The organism is Desulfovibrio sp. DV (assembly GCF_001936595.1).
In the GTDB taxonomy this organism is placed as follows: domain Bacteria; phylum Desulfobacterota; class Desulfovibrionia; order Desulfovibrionales; family Desulfovibrionaceae; genus Solidesulfovibrio.
In genome coordinates this window covers 1-18091 of sequence record NZ_MLBG01000025.1, presented here as the reverse complement: position 1 = coordinate 18091, position 18091 = coordinate 1, and the positions used below count along the sequence as shown (strand labels likewise).

The 18091-nt window shown below is 60.3% G+C and carries 11 protein-coding genes, 1 tRNA gene and 2 pseudogenes; 5 read left to right on the top strand and 9 right to left on the bottom strand.

The features are described from left to right. Positions 1-158: 158 nt before the first annotated feature. From DVDV_RS08135 to DVDV_RS08095, 9 genes and pseudogenes are all read right to left on the bottom strand, one after another. Positions 159-1490, bottom strand: a complete 1332-nt coding sequence (locus DVDV_RS08135) for a YihY/virulence factor BrkB family protein (protein ID WP_083634709.1) — start codon at positions 1488-1490, stop codon at positions 159-161. A gap of 499 nt (positions 1491-1989) precedes the next feature. Next, positions 1990-4035: a chemotaxis protein CheA gene (locus DVDV_RS08130; protein WP_075354182.1), complete on the bottom strand. Its 2046-nt coding sequence runs from the start codon at positions 4033-4035 to the stop codon at positions 1990-1992. 20 nt (positions 4036-4055) lie between these two features. Then, entirely contained in the window at positions 4056-4568 is a 513-nt protein-coding gene (locus DVDV_RS08125; protein ID WP_075354181.1) for a chemotaxis protein CheW, read from the bottom strand. A gap of 221 nt (positions 4569-4789) precedes the next feature. Continuing rightward, positions 4790-6578 (bottom strand): annotated as a pseudogene (locus DVDV_RS08120) (methyl-accepting chemotaxis protein). Positions 6579-8421: 1843 nt separating this feature from the next. After that, positions 8422-8847 carry a hypothetical protein gene (locus DVDV_RS08115; RefSeq protein ID WP_075354180.1) on the bottom strand — a complete coding sequence of 142 codons (426 nt, stop codon included), beginning with the start codon at positions 8845-8847 and terminating at the stop codon, positions 8422-8424. A gap of 459 nt (positions 8848-9306) precedes the next feature. After that, complete coding sequence (locus tag DVDV_RS08110) at positions 9307-10293, bottom strand: hypothetical protein (protein ID WP_075354179.1); 987 nt, start codon at positions 10291-10293, stop codon at positions 9307-9309. A 679-nt stretch (positions 10294-10972) separates the two neighbouring features. Next, positions 10973-11989 carry a Fic family protein gene (locus DVDV_RS08105; protein WP_075354178.1) on the bottom strand — a complete coding sequence of 339 codons (1017 nt, stop codon included), beginning with the start codon at positions 11987-11989 and terminating at the stop codon, positions 10973-10975. Positions 11990-12265: 276 nt separating this feature from the next. After that, positions 12266-13099: a HEPN domain-containing protein gene (locus tag DVDV_RS22190; RefSeq protein ID WP_075354177.1), complete on the bottom strand. Its 834-nt coding sequence runs from the start codon at positions 13097-13099 to the stop codon at positions 12266-12268. 154 nt (positions 13100-13253) lie between these two features. Continuing rightward, positions 13254-13329 (bottom strand) — tRNA-Ala (locus DVDV_RS08095). A 160-nt stretch (positions 13330-13489) separates the two neighbouring features. Here DVDV_RS08095 and DVDV_RS08090 point away from each other — a divergent pair. The 5 genes and pseudogenes from DVDV_RS08090 to DVDV_RS08070 all read left to right on the top strand — a co-directional run. Beyond that, positions 13490-14488 (top strand): ABC transporter permease, encoded by a 999-nt coding sequence (locus tag DVDV_RS08090; protein ID WP_075354176.1) that lies wholly within the window; start codon positions 13490-13492, stop codon positions 14486-14488. Beyond that, positions 14481-15323: an ABC transporter permease gene (locus tag DVDV_RS08085; protein WP_075354201.1), complete on the top strand. Its 843-nt coding sequence runs from the start codon at positions 14481-14483 to the stop codon at positions 15321-15323. The genes DVDV_RS08090 and DVDV_RS08085 overlap by 8 nt, the downstream gene beginning before the upstream one ends. An 11-nt stretch (positions 15324-15334) precedes the next feature. Beyond that, positions 15335-16963: a DNA repair protein RecN gene (locus tag DVDV_RS08080; RefSeq protein WP_075354175.1), complete on the top strand. Its 1629-nt coding sequence runs from the start codon at positions 15335-15337 to the stop codon at positions 16961-16963. Further along, on the top strand, positions 16960-17682 hold the full coding sequence (locus tag DVDV_RS08075) for a cell division ATP-binding protein FtsE (RefSeq protein WP_075354174.1): 723 nt from the start codon (positions 16960-16962) through the stop codon (positions 17680-17682). Before DVDV_RS08080 ends, DVDV_RS08075 begins: the two co-directional genes overlap by 4 nt. Beyond that, positions 17679-18091 (top strand): annotated as a pseudogene (locus tag DVDV_RS08070) (cell division protein); the annotation flags it as partial. The gene DVDV_RS08075 and the pseudogene DVDV_RS08070, both read left to right, overlap by 4 nt.

Sequence of the window (18091 nt, the reverse complement as noted above, 5' to 3'; positions counted from 1 at the left end):
CTGTTTGGGTCCAAACCACCCGTGCCCTTCGATGAACTGCCAGGGATGCTCGTTGTTGCGCCTGGAGGCGGTCTTGGCCGTCTCCGGGCGCAACTGTCCCTGGCTTCCTGCCCTGCGGAGCGCCTTTTCCCGGTTGCAGGGCAGCGCGCCCGGAGCGATCACAGCCGGGCGGTCAGTTCCGGTCCGAACCTGTCCAACAACTCGCCCAGGGTTGGTCCCGTTTCCCGGGCGCGGATCGCCTCCAGCAATTGTCCGGCCACCGGGAACCGATGCACATAGGCAGGTTCCTTTCGCGGCTGCCCCAGGCCATCCAGGGCTTCGAGGATGGCCGCTCCCGGAACGGTCGCCAACGGGGCAAGAAGGACAAACACCCGGTCAGGCAGGGAGTTTACGACCTCCACCAGCAGGTTTGCCCCGGCCAGATGGGCAAAGATGTCCTCGACAAGGGCCTGGGACAGGGACAGGCGGTCGGCCAGGGCCCTGGTTGACGGCGGCAGGTCCCGCCGGACCGTGGCTTCGGCCAGCATCAGGACAAGCAGCAGGCCAATGGCGTGCCTGTCGGCCTGATTCAGGGTGGCGGATTCGGCCTCGATGGCCGTCTGGCGATGGTATTGGACCGTATGACTTATGATCGCACCCAGGAGCACAATGACCCAACTGATGTAAAGCCACAGAAGCATCAGGGGAATCTGGGCGAAAGTACCATAAATCGTGTTGTATCCCGTGGATGAAAACTGAAACTTTATGTAAAGAATTTGGACAATTTGCCACAAACTCCCGGCAATGAGGGAACCAATTCCGGCCGCAGTGCCATGAACTTTGGCAAACGGCAGGAACTTATAAAGCAGGAAAAAAGAAACCCAGACGACAAGATAAGGAAGCACGGACAAGAAAGCCAGATAGGCCGTATGCACCATGGAAAAACCGAGGAGCCAGCGGGTCAGGGCCAGGCTTTGCACCGTGGCAGTCACGCTCAAGGCTGCAAACAGCAGCGGCGGGCAGATCAGTGTCACGGTGACGTAGCTGGTGAACCGGCGCCACCAGCCGCGTTTGGCTGAAACATTCCAGATTGTATTGAGCGTCCCTTCGATGGTGAACAGCAGGGACAACGCGGTGATGATGAGCAGGGCCGTGCCCAAGGCACACAGGGTTTTGACATTGGTATTTTGTATATAGCCCAGGATGCCGTCCACCACTTCCTCCCGGTCGAGGAAGATCCGCAGCAGGACCTCCCGGACACGGGGAGCCTCATAGAATCCCAGTCCCTTGGCGATGGAAAAGGCCACGGCCAGAAACGGCACCACGGATAAAACAGTCGTGTAGGACAGGGCTGAGGCGAGAAGCAGGCAGCGGCCTTCGAAAAACGACCGCACCACCGAACAGAACAGCCGCGCCAACAGGGCCAACGGCCCATGGGCCTGGACGAGGCTCGTGGACTGGCCTGTGGGGTTCAAGGGCCGGTCATGGCCGGGGGAGGTTGTATCGGGCATGGTGCAGATGGCCCGCCACCTGGCGGGGCTTGGCCGTGGCCGGGGCGATGCCCTGCCCGCTCAACTTTTTCATGTGTTCTTCCAATGCCAAGGCTGTTCCCAGTGAGGCGTCTGCCCTTTTGGCCATGGGGATTCCTTTGGCCGCGCGGATTTGCTGTGACGCTTCTACCACAGTATTTGACACGACGGCGAGCCCTTCGCGGAAACAAGCCTGTTTCTGGCAATAGAATACCTTCATTCAGGCCGGTTATGGCGATGATCCGGGTGTCGGCCAGGGCCTTTGGCCCCTGTATGGCCATGCCGTTCCCGTCCAGGCTCGGCCAAGCAACCGGCAGGCTGCCGGCAAGATGCCGGACCGGTCAACTGGGAAGCCAGCACTTTCCGGCTGTATATTGGGGTGGCGGCTCTTTCACGCTACAGTCTTTGGCCGCTATCCGCGGTACAAGCACAACCAATTCCCGGGCACCGGCCGGGGCGGCATGCTGCGTCCACACGCTCCCTACGGCTGCGCCGCAGCCGTGCCCATGGCGAACCGGACGAGGCGGGATACGTCCAGAATCAGGGAGATGCCGCCATCGCCGTTGACGGCTGTGCCGGAGATGAAGTCCAGGCCTTTGTAGATGTCGCTTAGCGGCTTGATGACGGCCTGCAACTGGCCGACCACCACATCCACGGCCAGTCCCACGTCTTCCCCATCGACCCGGGCCAGGATGATGCGCTCGTAGCGCGGTCGTTCGCCGGCAACACCGAGAAGCGCCCGCAGACTCACGCACGGCGTCAGCCGGTCACGCCACGGGATGGAATCCACCGGCACGGCCGGCCCCTGGCAGGTGCGTTCCTGGCAGGCCACCACCGAGGACAGGGGCAGGATATAGAATTCCCGTCCGACCCGGACCTGCATCCCGTCGATGATGGCCAGGGTCAGGGGCAGGCGGATGGTCAGGCGGGTGCCCTGGCCAAAGGTGGTTTCCAGGCTGACCTGGCCGCGCAGGCCTTCGATGACCTGCTTGACCACATCCATGCCCACACCGCGGCCGGACACGTTACTGACGGCGCTGGCCGTGGAGAAGCCGGGTTCGAACAGGCATTCCAGCACACGTTTCTCGTCAGCCTCCTCGTCAGGGGCCAGAAGGCCCCTGACGAGGGCTCTCTGGCGCACGCGCGCCATATCGACCCCGCCGCCATCGTCGGTGATGCCGATATGCACCTCGCCGCTTTCGTGGGAGGCGCGCAGGCGCACGGCCCCAGCGGCCGGCTTGCCGGCGGCGAGCCGGGTCTCGGGATCTTCCAGGCCGTGATCGAGGCAGTTGCGCAGAATGTGGACCAACGGGTCCTTGAGGCGGTCGATGACGCTTTTGTCGAGTTCGGTATCGCCGCCCTCGGTCTCGAACACGGCCTGTTTGCCGAGTTCCCCGGAGAGATCGCGGACCAGCCGGCGCAGCGTGCCGAAGATGCTGCCGATGGGCACCATACGGATTTGCAGGGTCTCGTCGCGAAGCCGGGCGGCCACCCGGGCAAGCTCCTCGGCAAGGGTCCGGTCCTGGATGTCGTCGCTGGCCGCGGCCCGCTGCTGCAGGCGGGACTGGATGATGACCAGTTCGCCAACGAGATCTACGAGTTTATCCAGGCGTCCGGATTCCACCCGGATGGAGGAGGACGAGACGCCGGCCGGGTGTTCGCCGGCCGCAGCAGTCCCGGCGTCCTCGACCGGGCTGCGCCGGGCCAGCACGGCATGGACATGGCCGCTCATGGCGGCCAGGACGACAGGGGTTTCGTCCCAGCCGGTCGGCCCCAAAATGGCGGCGAACTCGTCGAGATCAGCAGCGCGCAGCGCCACTTCGGACAACCGGGTTACGAGCACGTCGTGGTCGTCCTCGACGAACATGAACACGTCGCGCAGCGCCGCCTCGCCGACATCGGCAATCAGCGCCACGTCCCACCACACGGCGACGCGTTCCGGATCGAGCCCGGCCACACCCGGCAGATGATCAGCATGGAGCACGACCCGGGTGAGCCCCATGCCGGCCAATTCGTCGAGCAGCCCCAGGGGATCGGTGCCGGTCAGATAGGTCCCGGGCAGGGGCCGGTAGCGGACCCACCAGGTGGCGGCCACTTTGTCCGCGGCCGCCGGCGGACCGCAGGCCGCAGCCGCAACCCGGGTGTCGTTGCCCCCGGCAACCGCACGCAGCCTGTTCATGAGAACATCCGACGCGCTGCAGTCTGCCGCGTCGGTTCCGGTACAGGCCAGCAGTTTGAGTATGTGGTCGCGGCAGGCCAGCAGCAGGGTCAGGACATCGCTCGAAAGCGCCACCACGCCGCTGCGGGCCAGATCCAGGAGCGTTTCCACTTCATGGGTGAAACGGGCCAGCTCGTCGAAGCCGAACATGGCCCCGGACCCTTTGACCGTGTGCATGGCCCGAAACAGCCGGTCGATCAGTCCCGAGTCCTGGGGACAGTTCTCCAGAGCGAGCAGAACATTTTCGGCATCAGCCAGCAGTTCCAGGGCTTCTTCCTGAAACGCCTTGGCGCCCTGATCCAGTTGCATGCGCGTCCCCCCTTCCCGGCTCAGGCGGCAGGGGCGTCCAGGCCGGCCGTTTCCAGCATGGAGCCGAGATCGTACGTGGCGTCTGTGGCAAAGATCCGATTGCCGTCAAGCATCAGGATGAACCGGCCCTCGTGGTTGGCGATGCCGCGCAGGCAGGCGGCGTCAGCGCTGTCGCTCATGGCCGGCGGCGGGGTAATGGCCGCCGGATCGATTTCCAGGACCTCCTTGACCGAGTCGGCCAGCAGGCCGACCATGGAGACTGCGCCGTCGCGGACCACCTCCATGATGACGATGCGGGTGTTTATCGTCTGGGTCACCTGGCCCAGGCCGAGTTTCTGGGCCAGATCCATCACCGGCACGGCCGCGCCCCGGACGTTGACCACGCCGCGCATGTACGGCGGGGCCTGGGGAATGCGGGTCACTTCCGTATAGTCCAGAATTTCCCGAACCGAGTCGATGCCAAGGGCAAACAGTTCCCGGCCAAGGGTCAGGGAAAGAAAACGTCCGGCCAGATGGGCTGCCTGTTCCTGCATTGCGTCATACTCCTCATCCCGGCCGGCAACAGCCGGGAAACCGCAGCGCTTATGATCGTCGTCGGCCGTTATCCGAGCGCCTCTCCGCCGCGCCGCGCCAGCAGACCGGGTCTATGGTCCGCTGGCCAGACGCGGCACAGAGGCGCGCCGGCAACCGCCGGTCCAGGTTCCGGGGGCGTGTGCAAACGCGGTCCCCCGGAACGCCGCAAGCTGCCGTCAGGCTAGAACCGCTCAAAATCGCGATCAGCCTCGGCGTCCAGATCAACAGTCCTCCCGGACGCAGGTCCGGGCCTGGATGCTTGCGGGGCCTGGGGCCGGGTCGGCCGTCTTTTCGGGGCCGGGGTGCGGCCCGTGGTCCGACGGGTGACCGAGGCAGCGCCGTCCAACTTGAAAAAGCCCACCGTGGCCTGCAACTGCTCGGCCTGGCTGGAGAGTTCTTCGGCTGTGGAGGCCAGTTCCTCGGAGGACGAGGCATTTTGCTGCACCACCTGATCGAGCTGTTGCAGGGCGCGGTTGACCTGGGATGCGCCGGCGCTTTGTTCGGTCGAGGAGGCCGCTATTTCCTGGACGAGTTCGGAGGTTCTGAGGATGTCGGGCACGAGCTTGTCGAGCAGCGCGCCCGCCCCTTCGGCCACACCCAGGCTGGAGGTGGACAGTTGGGTGATCTCGGCGGCGGCGGCCTGGCTGCGTTCGGCCAGTTTGCGGACTTCCGAGGCAACCACGGCAAAGCCCCGTCCCTGGTCGCCGGCCCGGGCGGCCTCGATGGCGGCATTGAGCGCCAGCAGATCCGTCTGGCGGGCGATTTCCTCGATAATGGAAATCTTGGCGGCAATGTCGCGCATGGCGGCCACGGTCTGGGTCATGGCCGTGCCCGAGGACCGGGCGTCGTCAGCGGCCTTGCGGGCCAGCGATTCCGTCTGGCGGGCATTGTCGGCGTTCTGATTGATGCCCGAGCTCATCTCCTCCATGGACGAAGAGCATTCTTCCACGGCAGAGGCTTGTTCGGACGCACCCTGGGACAGGGACTGGGACGAGGCGGAGAGCTCTTCCGAGCCGGAAGCCATGTTTTCGGCGCCGGATTGGACCTCCTGGACGATGCGGGTCAGGCGCTCGACCATTTCGCCCAGGGCGATCATGAGGCCGTCCGCTTCGGAGCGGGCGCTTACGTCCAGGCGCAGCTCGCCGTCGGCCAGCTTGCCGGCCAGTTCGGCCACGGCGTTTTCGGCCGCAGCCACGGCCCGCATGGCGTCGCAAACCTGTCCGACCTCGTCGGCCCGCCGGATGTCCAAGGTCTTTTGGGTATCACCCAGGGCCAGGGCCTTGGCGAAATTGACGCAGGCGGCAAGGGGATTGGCAATGGCCCGGGAAATGGCCAGGCCGAGGCCGAGGCCGAGCACGATGCTGGCGAGGACAATGCCGATCAGCAGCATACGGCTGTTTTCATAGATGCTCGTGGTCTCTTCCGAATACTCCTTGGCATTATCCTCTTTGAGTTTGGCCAGATCCGTCATGATATCGTCTATGACCTGAACCTTCTGGCGGCCAAGCCCCATGGACAAATCAACGGAAGCCCGCTTTTCCTGGAGGTCTTCAGCTTTGGCCAGTTCGACGATCTTGCCGAGAATCGGCAGGAATTCTTCCCAGGCGCGATCACACTTGCCCAACAACTCTTTGCCTTTGTCCGAAAAATACAGCTTCCGGGCAATATCCATCTGGGCAAGATAGTCGTTTTTGTATTTTTCGATCCGATCGAGATACCGGGTGCGGCTTTCCTGATCAGAGGCCAGCAGCAGATGCTTGACCGTCCGATCCAGGTAGATCAAATTGATATTGGCTTCCTTGATCGATGAAACTCCGATAAGTTCACGGAGATACATCTTATCGGCCATGTCGTTGATCTTGCCCATGTTGGTGATGCCAAACCAGCCGACGATGCCGGTGAGAATCGCCATAACGATAAAAGCTCCGAGGAGCTTTTTAGCCGACCCGCATATCGTGAAACCACTGCATGCCCATCTCCTTGCCAACTGTAAATATGTTGTGGACAAACTGCCGGGTACGCTTTCCAATCCCTGATTCCCGGAACTTCCGCCCGTACCCTGCACCACACCAATCTCTGTCGTCGCCGTCGCCGTAATCCAAATTTGTATTGTCGGGGGGGAAACGGAGGCGTGATGCCTGCCGCGCAGATGCCCTGGGGGATGTCGGCCTGCACTGCCCATCAAATCATGGATAAACAACGCGTTAGGCGATTCAGGGTTACGGGTTTATGCGATGTGAGCAATCGGTGTCCAGGCATAAAACTCCGATTGTACATTTTTGGACAAGGAAATGTGCTCGTGTATCCTGATTTATTCAATCAGATCGATGAGATATTGATCCAGACCGCCAATTGCGGTCTGCTCCCTGAGATTGGAACACCTTCACTTTGATCAAGGCCAAATGGTGGCCTGCCCGACCTTTTCGCACCATTTGAACCGGTAAGAGGTGGCCCCCGCCCAGAGCAGGGGCCATACAGAGGGGAATAGTTTCCCAATGGCTGTCGCTCGGTATCCTGCGCTGGCCAACCGTGAGCCGACAACCCGTCTTGCCAAGCTCCCCGGCATCAGCCAACAAATGCGCCAGGAGTGACGGCAATACCGCAGCAGTATGAACACCGATGGCAGCATAGAATCGCTGCCTTTGGAACGAGACGACACCAGACTGAAGAAACGCCAGGCCAATGAGGCATCGAGAGCGGGTTCATGGCGGACATTTCCGCAGACAGCCGCCAGCGAGCCGCAGTACCGAAAAAACGGATTGGTGGAGCAACACGCCAAAAACAAAACGGCGCGCAATGTCCTGTTCCTGATCGAGCTCGCAAGCGATGTGACCTGCCCGGGACTTTTCGGACTATCCGAAAAGTCCCGGGCAGGTCACATCCTCGAGGAGGAAAGCCCCGTGGGGACAAAGGCCGCAGGACCAGGGAAACGGCCCAGGCAGCGAAAGAGGCTGGCCGGCAATCGATCCCATGGGCCTCAATCAGCCAGTTTCTGCGCTACCTCCAGCCAAGGATGCGCGGCCCCGGGGATGTGTCTGTCGCACCCTCGAGTGCTCTTTTTCCCAGGCAATGCACCTGAAAGGTCCACGCAGCGACTTTTGATCCCTATTGATATAAATATGACATCAAATCGGGTAGTTATTGTCGCGGCCGAGGAGCAAAGAGCAATGCTGGCCCGTCATGAAGGCACAAAAAAGAAAGGCCCCGACTGTAAAAGCCGGGGCCAGTAAAGTTGCGATGTAAAAATGACTAATGGGTTGTTGTGGCAGCCTCGACTAAGAATGTAGAACTCGTGTTTACCACACGTGGAGTTTGCCAGATTTTATTTTTTACTGGCCTCTAAGTGCTCTACTGCGAGGGAACCTGTCCGACATTTGATTCACCCAAGGGCATTCCCTCCGTTAAGATTGCAATCAACCTTCACAAAGGACACGCTTAAGATATAGGGCCGGGCTGTAACTCTGTCTAGTGCTTTTTTGGGGGTTGCTTCAAAAGAATCACTTTGAATTCAGGGAGTCTGGAAAAAGCTCAATATATTCGCTGAGAATTTTATGCGCGTTTTCTATCGATGGCCCAACCCATGGGAAAATCGGGCATTCACCTTCAGGGGCCGGCCTGAAACGGGGACACCCAGGCGAACAAGGCCCCAGGGCAGGGGGAACGGCCCAGGCAAGGGCATCGGGCGCAAATCCAGGGGATGGCCAGGGCAGCGGCCGGGTGGGGATGGAGGGATGAGCCCAGGAAAAAGGGGCTACCACGTGCAGTGGTAACCCCGTTAGATCCAAGAAACCTTGGAAAATATGGCCACGTTGATTACTTCTGACGTTTAGCCACCCCAATAGCGACAACGCTGTCCGTTGCCTTCACATGACGGTAAACGATTTCAAGTGTATCCTTATTGGCAATCTTGCAATCAAAAAAACCATCCGTGTCAGAAGCGTACATAAATTTCCCGTCAGGAGTGATCATCGCAATAAACTTCTCTGTTCCACGAGCTGAAGTATACGTCCCTGTCACAAAGCGATCTTCTTGACTTGAAATGTCAATTTGTCCCTTCAAAACCTTTTGACCAGCAGTCCAATGTGTTTCTTTGCCTTCTTTTTCAGCATTGAGCATCATTCCGCCGGAGGACTCGACATTCCATTTTCCAACGAGCGAAGGGATTTTCCCGCCGGCCAAAGCAACTGATGCCGCAAGAATCAAAGAGAATAACAACGCGAGGGCAACCCTGAATCTCATACCTTGTTCTCCCGGTAGATAGGTGGTGCATGCTGACACAGCAACAATCCCGCTTCGACTCTCCAATCAGGCTTTTTCCCGACATTTGAATATTCACACAAAAGATACTCGAAGGCAAGAAGCTGACCAGCTGGAAATCCCCGGCGACAAACATGGCGTACCCGGGGTACCGACTGAAGCCGGTGTCCGGTTTTGGACCCGGAAGACCAATCGGCCCCGGCAACACCCCAGCCCCTGTGCCTTATTCGGCCAGTTCCTGAGGCATTCCCTACAACAGGAGCGGTCTTCGATGCCGGCGGCGAGAAACGAGGGAGCGGTTTTCACCTGGGCCAAATTTTCTGCGGCGGATGCCAAGCGCCCGCCCACCGGATACGACTTCTCCCTTGCTGCCCTGCCTTTGCCGGTTGCGCCCTCAGTCTCGACGTTGCGACCCGGGTGTTTCGCTGCCAAGCGCTCGGGTCATTGATTCTGCAGCAACAGCATGTTGGCCGGAGCCACGGCGTTGCCTGACGGCAGAATGCGCATGGCGTGGTCGAAACTGGTGTAATACCAAGCTGTTTGCCGGAAGGGCCGCAGATGGACCCCAAGCGGAATCGGCACGCCGTCGGAGTCGACGACCTCGTCGCCATGGCTGTCGATGACAAGCGGGTCCGGGCCGGAGCCAAGCGAGCCGATCCACATGATTACGTGCGTGATCGTGCCCGTTGGCGAGCCCTTGATGTAGAGGAGGTCGCCGGTTTGCAACAGGCCGCACAGGGTATTGAAGTCAGGCGGCACGTTGTTCACGGATTGAGCCACCACTTGGGGCGTGATGTTGCCGTCTCCCCCCGGGCCGGGAATGGGAGTGGTCGGCTCGGACTGGGTGAGCACGCCGGTTGCCAGTTTGATGCCCAAGCCGTAGTTGTAATACCATGAGGAAAAATCCGAGCAGTCGATGCCTGCTGTCTGGCAGCCGAGGCTGGCCGGATTGTAGGGCCAGTCGGCGGGCGGATTCCAGTCCGGTATGTGGTGGTGTTGGTAAAAGTAGCCGATGTATTTGGTGGCTGTGGCCACGATCCGTTCCCGCATCCATTGGACCGGAGCGCAGCCGGCGTTCGCTGGCACGGCTACGGCCGGATACTGGGCGGGCGGCGGTCCCCAGGTGACATCGCCGGCGCTGTAGTCCGATTGGATGTACCAATTCGCATAGGGCATACTGGATTCGAGTTCGATGTCGTTTCGCGGCGACTGGTCGAAACCAACCGTCAGACTGGCGGCGTTGCAGGTGTAGGTGATGGTGTAAGGCGAGGTGTAGGGGGGTGGACAATTACAGGTGTTGGGGTCGCAGGGGTAGGGGTAGCCGCCCTGGGCATTGCCGGATTCGGGCAGGACTATGGCGAACACTACAACAGATAAAACAAACCGAAAGACACCGCCACCGATCGAGCCGAAAAAACGGTACGTCATGAGAAGCTTCTCCAGACGCTGATTGCGCCCTCAAGGGGGTCACTACTCCATGCTGGGAGACAACAGCGCACCACCAGCAAAAATTCCATAACATTCCACACCGAAGCTGGAAACCGAACCAAGGGAGACACTTGGGGAGCTTTCCAGAAGCGTTGGGATACTTTCTCGTACAAATCGCAGGAAAAATCCAGGCAGGGAGATGGGGCGGGGTCCAACACCTGCGCCAACAACGCTAACTGATTTTTTTGAGCCGCAGAACTGTCCCTTCCACGCTTCTACCCTCGGAAGTGCGAAATACAACTCGCTCCACCTTCGTGAAGTTAGCTAGTAAAGTGGTAGCGCGCGCCTGTAAAATATGTTTAAGTTGCTCACCGACAAAGCAACGGACAAATCGCAGACACCTTCGATCGATTTATTGCGCCAATTGCTGATTCTCTGTCGATGATTTTGCCAGTTGCTCACGTTTGCTGGTGTCAGCCATTACCCGCTCCCATTCGAAGCATACGTCCTTTAAACTTCAAAAGAAGATCATTCAATTTCTCGTATCAACAAGTCTACGCGTCAGCTAGTTTTTAAATCGAGCTTCTCTCGTCTCGAAATCGATACCCCATGGCCTGATACCCACGTTGCCGTTTGCTCCACATCCGGTGTTGTCGCAACTGTTGAAAAAAAATCTACACTACTTTCGTTCCCGAAGAAGTTGCAGCCACTGTCGCCCTTTTTCCGTGATTTGATATCGCTGCAGGGGGCTATTGGGCTTGTCAGGGATGGTCATTATAATGAATTCATCCGCCAGGGCCGGCCTGAGATAGCGGGCTCGAAATGATTTCCGGTCTTGCAAATGAAGTAAATCTTGCAACGCTTCCCGGGACATTTCGCCGTCCATGCCCATCAACAGCTGGCCGACTTGGGGGGTGACTGGGGGGGTGACTTGGGGGGCAGAGGCGACAACCGCGTCGAAAATCATCGTGAGCATAAACTCGATAAAGGGTGAACTGTCAGCTTGTTGCGTGCTTTCCTGCAAGGCTTGATAATACTCGGATTGATGCTCAAAGACCAGATTTTCCACCGGGAGATCGGCAAATAAGGTATTCCAACGAGCCAAAATGAGGCTCTGCCACAACCGTCCCATGCGACCATTTCCATCGGCGAAGGGGTGGATGAACTCAAACTCGTAGTGGAACACAGAACTGGCGATCAGTGGATGCGCATCACTCGTAGCCAGCCAGTGAAAAAGATCTCCCATCAGCGCCGGGACGCGATCCGCCGGCGGAGCCATGTGGATGACATGGGGCCCCTCCATCACGCCGACCCCTCCACGGTGATACGTTCCGACCTCATCGATAAGACCGGACATCAGGATGCGATGCGCTTCCAACAAATCCTTTGCAGCGCCAGGATTCCAATCGTCAAAGCGCTCGTAGGCGGCAAGGGCATTGCGCACTTCCTGGACTTCCCGAGGTGGCGCAATGACCTGTTTCCCGTCCAGGATGGCCGTAATCTGCGCTTCTGTGAGCGTATTCCCTTCGATAGCCAGCGACCCGCGTATGGTGCGCACACGGTTGATGCGCCGCAACCGGAGCGATATTGCCTGCTCACGGAGGATGGTTAACCGCCCGACGGCTTCGCTGATTTTGCCGACAAGGGTGACGATGGCTGGCGTGATGGAGAAAGGCGGCTGACACTGGTGGCTCATGGAGCGCCCCTCTTGCGTGGCTGGCTGTCAAGATTTTGCTATTATGCCTGAATACAAGGGGAAAATCCACTTTGCCTGGGCCGCGGAAGAATCTAATGAGCATACCCCAAAAGACACTTGGGAAACTTTCCAGAAGCATTGAGATACTTTCTCGTACAAAGCGAAGGGAAAATCTAGATGGGGATGCTGGGGCGGGGTCCAACACCGTGGCCAACGAGTAGTGGTGGGGCAGGTGCTTTTTCTAAAAGAAAAAAGGGGCACCAATTTCTTGAGTAGTCACAAAATAAGCTCTTTCGTGTTAGGCAATTCATTTCTTTCGACACAAATACGAATCAAACGATTTAATAATAAGGCCGAATCTTGAACACTGCTCCTAGCTTTTTCTGTTATTGCTGCCCCATGGACAGCTACCGACCTATGGTTGTACAAAGATTTTACATGATTAAACAGGCGAATTCTTTCTTTTTTATCGTCTGGAGAAATATAATTTGCTATGTATAAACTCAGACGAAAAGAAATTTCGCTATGGATATCAAACAGCCCTTCAATGCCTGACCACAAAACTGCAATCTTTGTCCTTGGGTGTGGAAACCATCTATACTGACACATCGCGGTTACAGCGTTCATAAATGTGGAACTATTTGCAAGCAACTCAAATCCATTGCAAAAATATCTCTTAATCCAGATAGAATCATCTTCTGTCATAATGTAGCTACGATCAACAAGTCCTCTCATGTCATAGTTAGTTGTCAATATTTCAGATTTATTAGAAAATTTTTCGGCCGACTGATCTGATTGAAAGTTGCAAACAATATCATAATCAAAGACAGAGCTTAACAGGGAAACCATCCAGAGAGCATTCCATGCTGTATCCGCAAGCTGCTTTTGATTGTCAGCTACAATTTTCAACTGACTACCTATACGGCGCAAAAATATCGTAGCAATTCCAATATCTACTTCGGTTTTTGAAACAGCGATAATATCATTTGGGTCGGGATCACAATGGGCTGGCAGTAATTCAACTTGCTTGTCTAAACAAACAGGGCGAAGAACTTTTAGTCCATTCAAATAAAGATATGTTTTTTTGTCACCTAAAGATTGAACTTGCATGTAACTTTCTAGCTATTTTAGTTAAATGCTCACATTGATGAGGGCGGTAGGACAGGGTCTAACATCCTAGCCAACGCACCCGTTGGCGCGCGTTGGCGCTTGGGCAAAGAAAAAGGGGTCACCGATTTCTCGGTAACCCCTTGGCATTGCTTCGTGGTGGAGCTGGAGGGAATCGAACCCACGACCTCTTGAATGCCATTCAAGCGCTCTCCCAACTGAGCTACAGCCCCGCAGCGAGGTCCGTTTCTACGCCGAGCCCGGAAAAAGTCAATTGGAAATTTCGGCCCGCGCAACTTTTTTTTGCCGCCCTTTCCTTCCAGACCCGTTTCCCGTATAGAACAGACCTGTGATCGCGCGCCCTGCGCCACCCTGCAAGGAGTGCCAAAAAACGTGCTCGCCCTGGCCAAACGTCTGCTGCTCAAAACCCTCTGGGTCGCCATTGTCTTCTTCGGCATCACCTGCGTGAGCTTTGCCGTCATTCATCTCGCGCCCGGCTCGCCAACCGACATGCAGACCACCCTCAATCCCCTGGCCACCGCCGAAACCCGCGCCCGGCTCCAGGCCCTCTACGGCCTCGATCGGCCGCTTCATGTCCAGTACGTCGACTGGCTCGGCAAACTCGTGCGCTTTGATTTCGGCAATTCGCTCTCCGGCGACCATCGCCCGGTCTGGGACAAGATCAAGGAACGCCTGCCCCTGACCTTTTCCATGAACATCGTCTCGCTTTTCCTCACCCTGGCCATCGCCATTCCCATCGGCGTGGCCTCGGCCAAGCGCCAGGGCGGGCTTTTTGACCGCGCCGCCACCATCTTCGTCTTCATCGGCTTTGCCATGCCCGGCTTCTGGCTGGCGCTGCTCCTCATGCTTCTTTTTGGCGTCCACCTCGGCTGGCTGCCCATATCGGGCCTGACCTCCATGGATTTCGCCCGGCTCGACGTGCTGGGCAAGGCCGCGGATCTGGCCCGGCACCTGACCCTGCCCATTTTCATCTACACCTTCGGGTCGCTGGCCGGCATGTCGCGATTCATGCGCTCGGCCATGCTGGAGGTCTTGCGCCAGGACTACATCCTGACCGCCCGCTCCAAGGGGCTGTCCGAATTCGCGGTCATATACAAACACGCGCTTCGAAACGCCCTGCTCCCGGTCATCACCATCCTGGGCCTGTCCGTGCCGGGGCTGATCGGCGGCTCGGTCATCATCGAATCCATTTTCGCCCTGCCCGGCCTGGGCCAGCTTTTCTACCAGTCGGTCATGTCCCGCGATTATCCGCTCATTATGGGCAATCTGGTCCTTGGCGCGGTGCTCACCCTGGCCGGCAACCTGCTGGCCGACGCCGGCTACGCCCTGGCCGATCCGCGCATCCGGCTCGGAGGCGGCGATGATGCCTAGCCCGGCCCGGTTCCTGCGCCGCTTTCTGCCGGGGGGCGGCCTGTTGGCTGCCGGCCTTTTCATCGTCGGCTCGGTGTCTGCGGCCGCGCTTCTCGCCCCGTTTTTCGCGCCCTTTGACCCGCTGGCCCTGGACGTCAACGCCATACTGACCCCGCCGGGCGGGGCGCATCTGCTTGGCACCGATGCCCTGGGCCGCGACGTGCTTTCGCGGCTCCTCTACGGCGGCCGGGTGTCCTTGTGGGTCGGCTTTGTGGCCGTCGGCATCTCCGTGGCCATTGGCCTCTTTCTCGGCCTCTGCGCCGGCTATTTCGGCGGGTTGGTCGATGAGGGCATCATGCGCGGCGTGGATGTCATGCTGTGCTTTCCCTCGTTTTTCCTGATCCTGGCCGTCATCGCCTTTCTCACCCCGTCGCTGACCAACATCATGGCCGTCATTGGCCTGACCTCCTGGATGGGCGTGGCCCGGCTGGTGCGGGCCGAGACCCTGGCCCTGCGGTCGCGCGATTTCGTCCTGGCCGCCCGGGTCTCGGGCATGGGCGCGCCCGGAATCCTTTTTTACCACATCCTGCCCAACGCGGCCGCACCGGTGCTGGTTTCGGCCACCCTCGGCATTGCCGGGGCCATCCTCACCGAATCCTCGCTGAGCTTTCTCGGCCTTGGCGTGCAGCCGCCCACGCCAAGCTGGGGCAACATGCTCATGGAAGGCAAGGAAGTGCTGGAAGTGGCCCCGTGGCTGTCGATTTTCCCCGGGCTGGCCATCCTGTTCACCGTGCTCGGCTACAATCTCATCGGCGAAAGCCTGCGCGACATCCTGGACCCCAGGCTGCGGCAATAGGCGAGACGACCATGATCGAAGTATTACGCATCAAGAATCTGGCCCTGATCGACGATCTGGAGCTGGAATTCGGCCCGGGCCTCAATGTGCTGTCCGGCGAAACCGGGGCGGGCAAAAGCTTCATCATTTCCGCGGTCAATTTCCTGACCGGCGAGAAGATGCACACCGATCTGGTGCGTGTTGGCTGCGACAAGGCCGTGGTCGAGGCGCTGTTTGTCCTTGGCGGCGAGGAATTGATCCTGCGCCGGGAACTGGCCGCCGACACCGGGCGAAGCCGCATCTATGTGGGCGACGCGCTCGCCTCCCGCGACACCCTGGCCGCGCTGCGGCCAAAGCTCCTCCTGCACGTCTCCCAGCACGGCCAGGGCCGGCTCTTGCAGCCCGCCTTCCAGGCCGCCCTGCTTGACGGATTTCTGCCCGATCCGGCCGTGCTGGCCGAAAAGACCCGTCTGGCCCGTGGCCTGGCCGACATTGCCGCCGCCATCCGCGACCTCGACGCCAAGGCTGCCGCCCTGGAAGAAAAACGCCAGTTCCTGGAATTCCAGCACGCCGAAATCGCCAAGGTGAACCCCATGCAGGGCGAAGAGGACGAGCTTATCGGCCGCCGGGCCGCCTTAAACGAGTCGCGCAAGGCGGCCGAGGCCCTGGATCGGTCGCTGGAGTGCATCGAGCGCCAGCCCCGGCTGCTCGACACCCTGGCCGATCTCCACCGGGAACTGCTCCACGCCGGCGCGATTTTCCCCGATTTCCTGGCCGATGCCGAGGCCGTGGCCGGCTTTCGCCACCAGCTCAAGGACATAAGCGTCCGCCTGCGCCGCAAGCCGTCCAAGGCTGCCGACGATGATGCCGAGGCCATTGAAAAACGCCTGTTCGAGCTGGCCACCCTGCGCCGCAAGCTCAAACGGACCCTGGCCGAGATTGTGGACCTGGGCCGCGACATCAAGGAAAATCTCGATTTTCTCGATGATTGTGGCCTCAAACGCAAGGCCCTGGCCCGGGAAGAGGCCGCCGGTGTTGCCGCCCTGGCCGCTGTGCTGGCCGAGCTCGGGGCCGCCCGGCGCACAGCCGCCGGCACCCTGGCCGCCGCCCTGGAAGAGATTTTGCGCGGACTTGGCTTTTCCGAGGACGTGCGCGTCATTTTCGACTTTACCGAGGCCGTGGCCTACACCCCGGTGGCGTGCGACCTGCCGCCGCTGACCGAAGAAAAAGCCCGCATCCTGTGGCGGCCCAACCCCGGCCAGCCGCCCCAGCCCCTCGACAAGATCGCTTCCGGCGGCGAACTCTCCCGGTTCCTGCTGGCCCTGATGTCGCTTTCGGCCGAGCCCGGCGGCCCGACCCTTATTTTCGACGAGATCGACGCCGGCATCGGCGGCCTGACCCTGGCCAGCGTGGGCAACTACGTCAAAAAACTTTCGGAAACCTCGCAAATTCTCCTCATCAGCCACTGGCCCCAGCTGGCCAGCCTGGCCGACCGCCATTTCCGGGTGCAAAAGACCGTGGAAGACGGCCAGACCATTACCCGCTGCCTGCGGTTGGCCGGCGGCGACATTGCCGAGGAACTCTCGCGCATGGCCGGCGGCGGCGAGGCCGGGGCGGAAATGGCCCGCCGGCTCCTGGGGAACGGAGTGCTGCGCCCATGATCGACGTGCGCGGCCTGTCCCACCGCTTCGGCCACCGTACGGTTCTTTCCGACCTGTCCTTTTCCCTGGAAAAAGGCGGCTTCGCCTTTCTGACCGGCCCGTCCGGCTCCGGCAAGACCACGCTGCTGCGCCTTCTCCACGGCAGCCTGCCCCTGCAGGCCGGGCAGGCCGTGGTGGCCGGGCATGATCTGGCCGCCCTTCGCCCGGCCAAGCTCTACCAGTTGCGCCGGGACGTGTCGGTAGTCTTTCAGGACTTCAAGATCCTGCCCGAGCGCACGGTGGTGGAAAACGTGGCCCTGCCGCTGACCGTTCGCGGCACGCCCAAGGCGCGCATCGAACACCGGGTGCGCTCGATCTTAACCGCTCTTCGCCTCTCCGAGCTGGCCAACCGCCGGTGCGCCGAGCTGGCCGGCGGCGAGCAGCAGCGGGTGGCCATTGCCCGGGCCGTGGTGGCCGGGCCGCGGCTGATGCTGGCCGACGAGCCAACCGGCAACCTGGACTGGGAACTGTCGCTGCGGCTGCTCGATATTTTGCGGCAATTCAGCGCCCACGGCACGGCCATTCTCATGGCCACCCACAACCACGCCCTGGTGGCCGCCGCCCCGGACGCCCCGGTCGTCAGGCTCGGCGGCGGCGAACCGGATCCGGGCGGGTTTGACGTGGCCGACGCGGCCGGGCCGGATGCCGGCAGCGATGCGGCCCCGGAGGCGGGCCGATGACCCTGCGCCTGATCTTCTCCGGGGTGGCCTCTGTCCTGGCCCGGCCCCTGGCCTCGGCCGCGACCATCGGCGGCGTGGCCGGCACGGTCTTTGTCTGTGGCCTCATCGCCCTGGCCGTGGTCGGTCTGGACGGCGCCTTTGCCCGGGGCCAGGGCGTCATCCGCTTCCAGGTCTATTGGCAAAAAGGGGCCGACGCCGCCCTGGTCGCCCGGCAGATGGACTGGATGCGCGCCCTGCCCGGCGTGGTCGAGGCCAAGGCCTTCACCCCCGAAGCGGCCCTGGCCGTCATGCGCGGCAGCCTGGGCCGGGCAGCCGAACCGGCCCTGCCCGGAGCGGACAATCCCCTGCCCCACACCATGCTGCTGGGCTTTGCCCTGCCGGCCGAGGACGAGGCCTTTGCCCGGGAAAC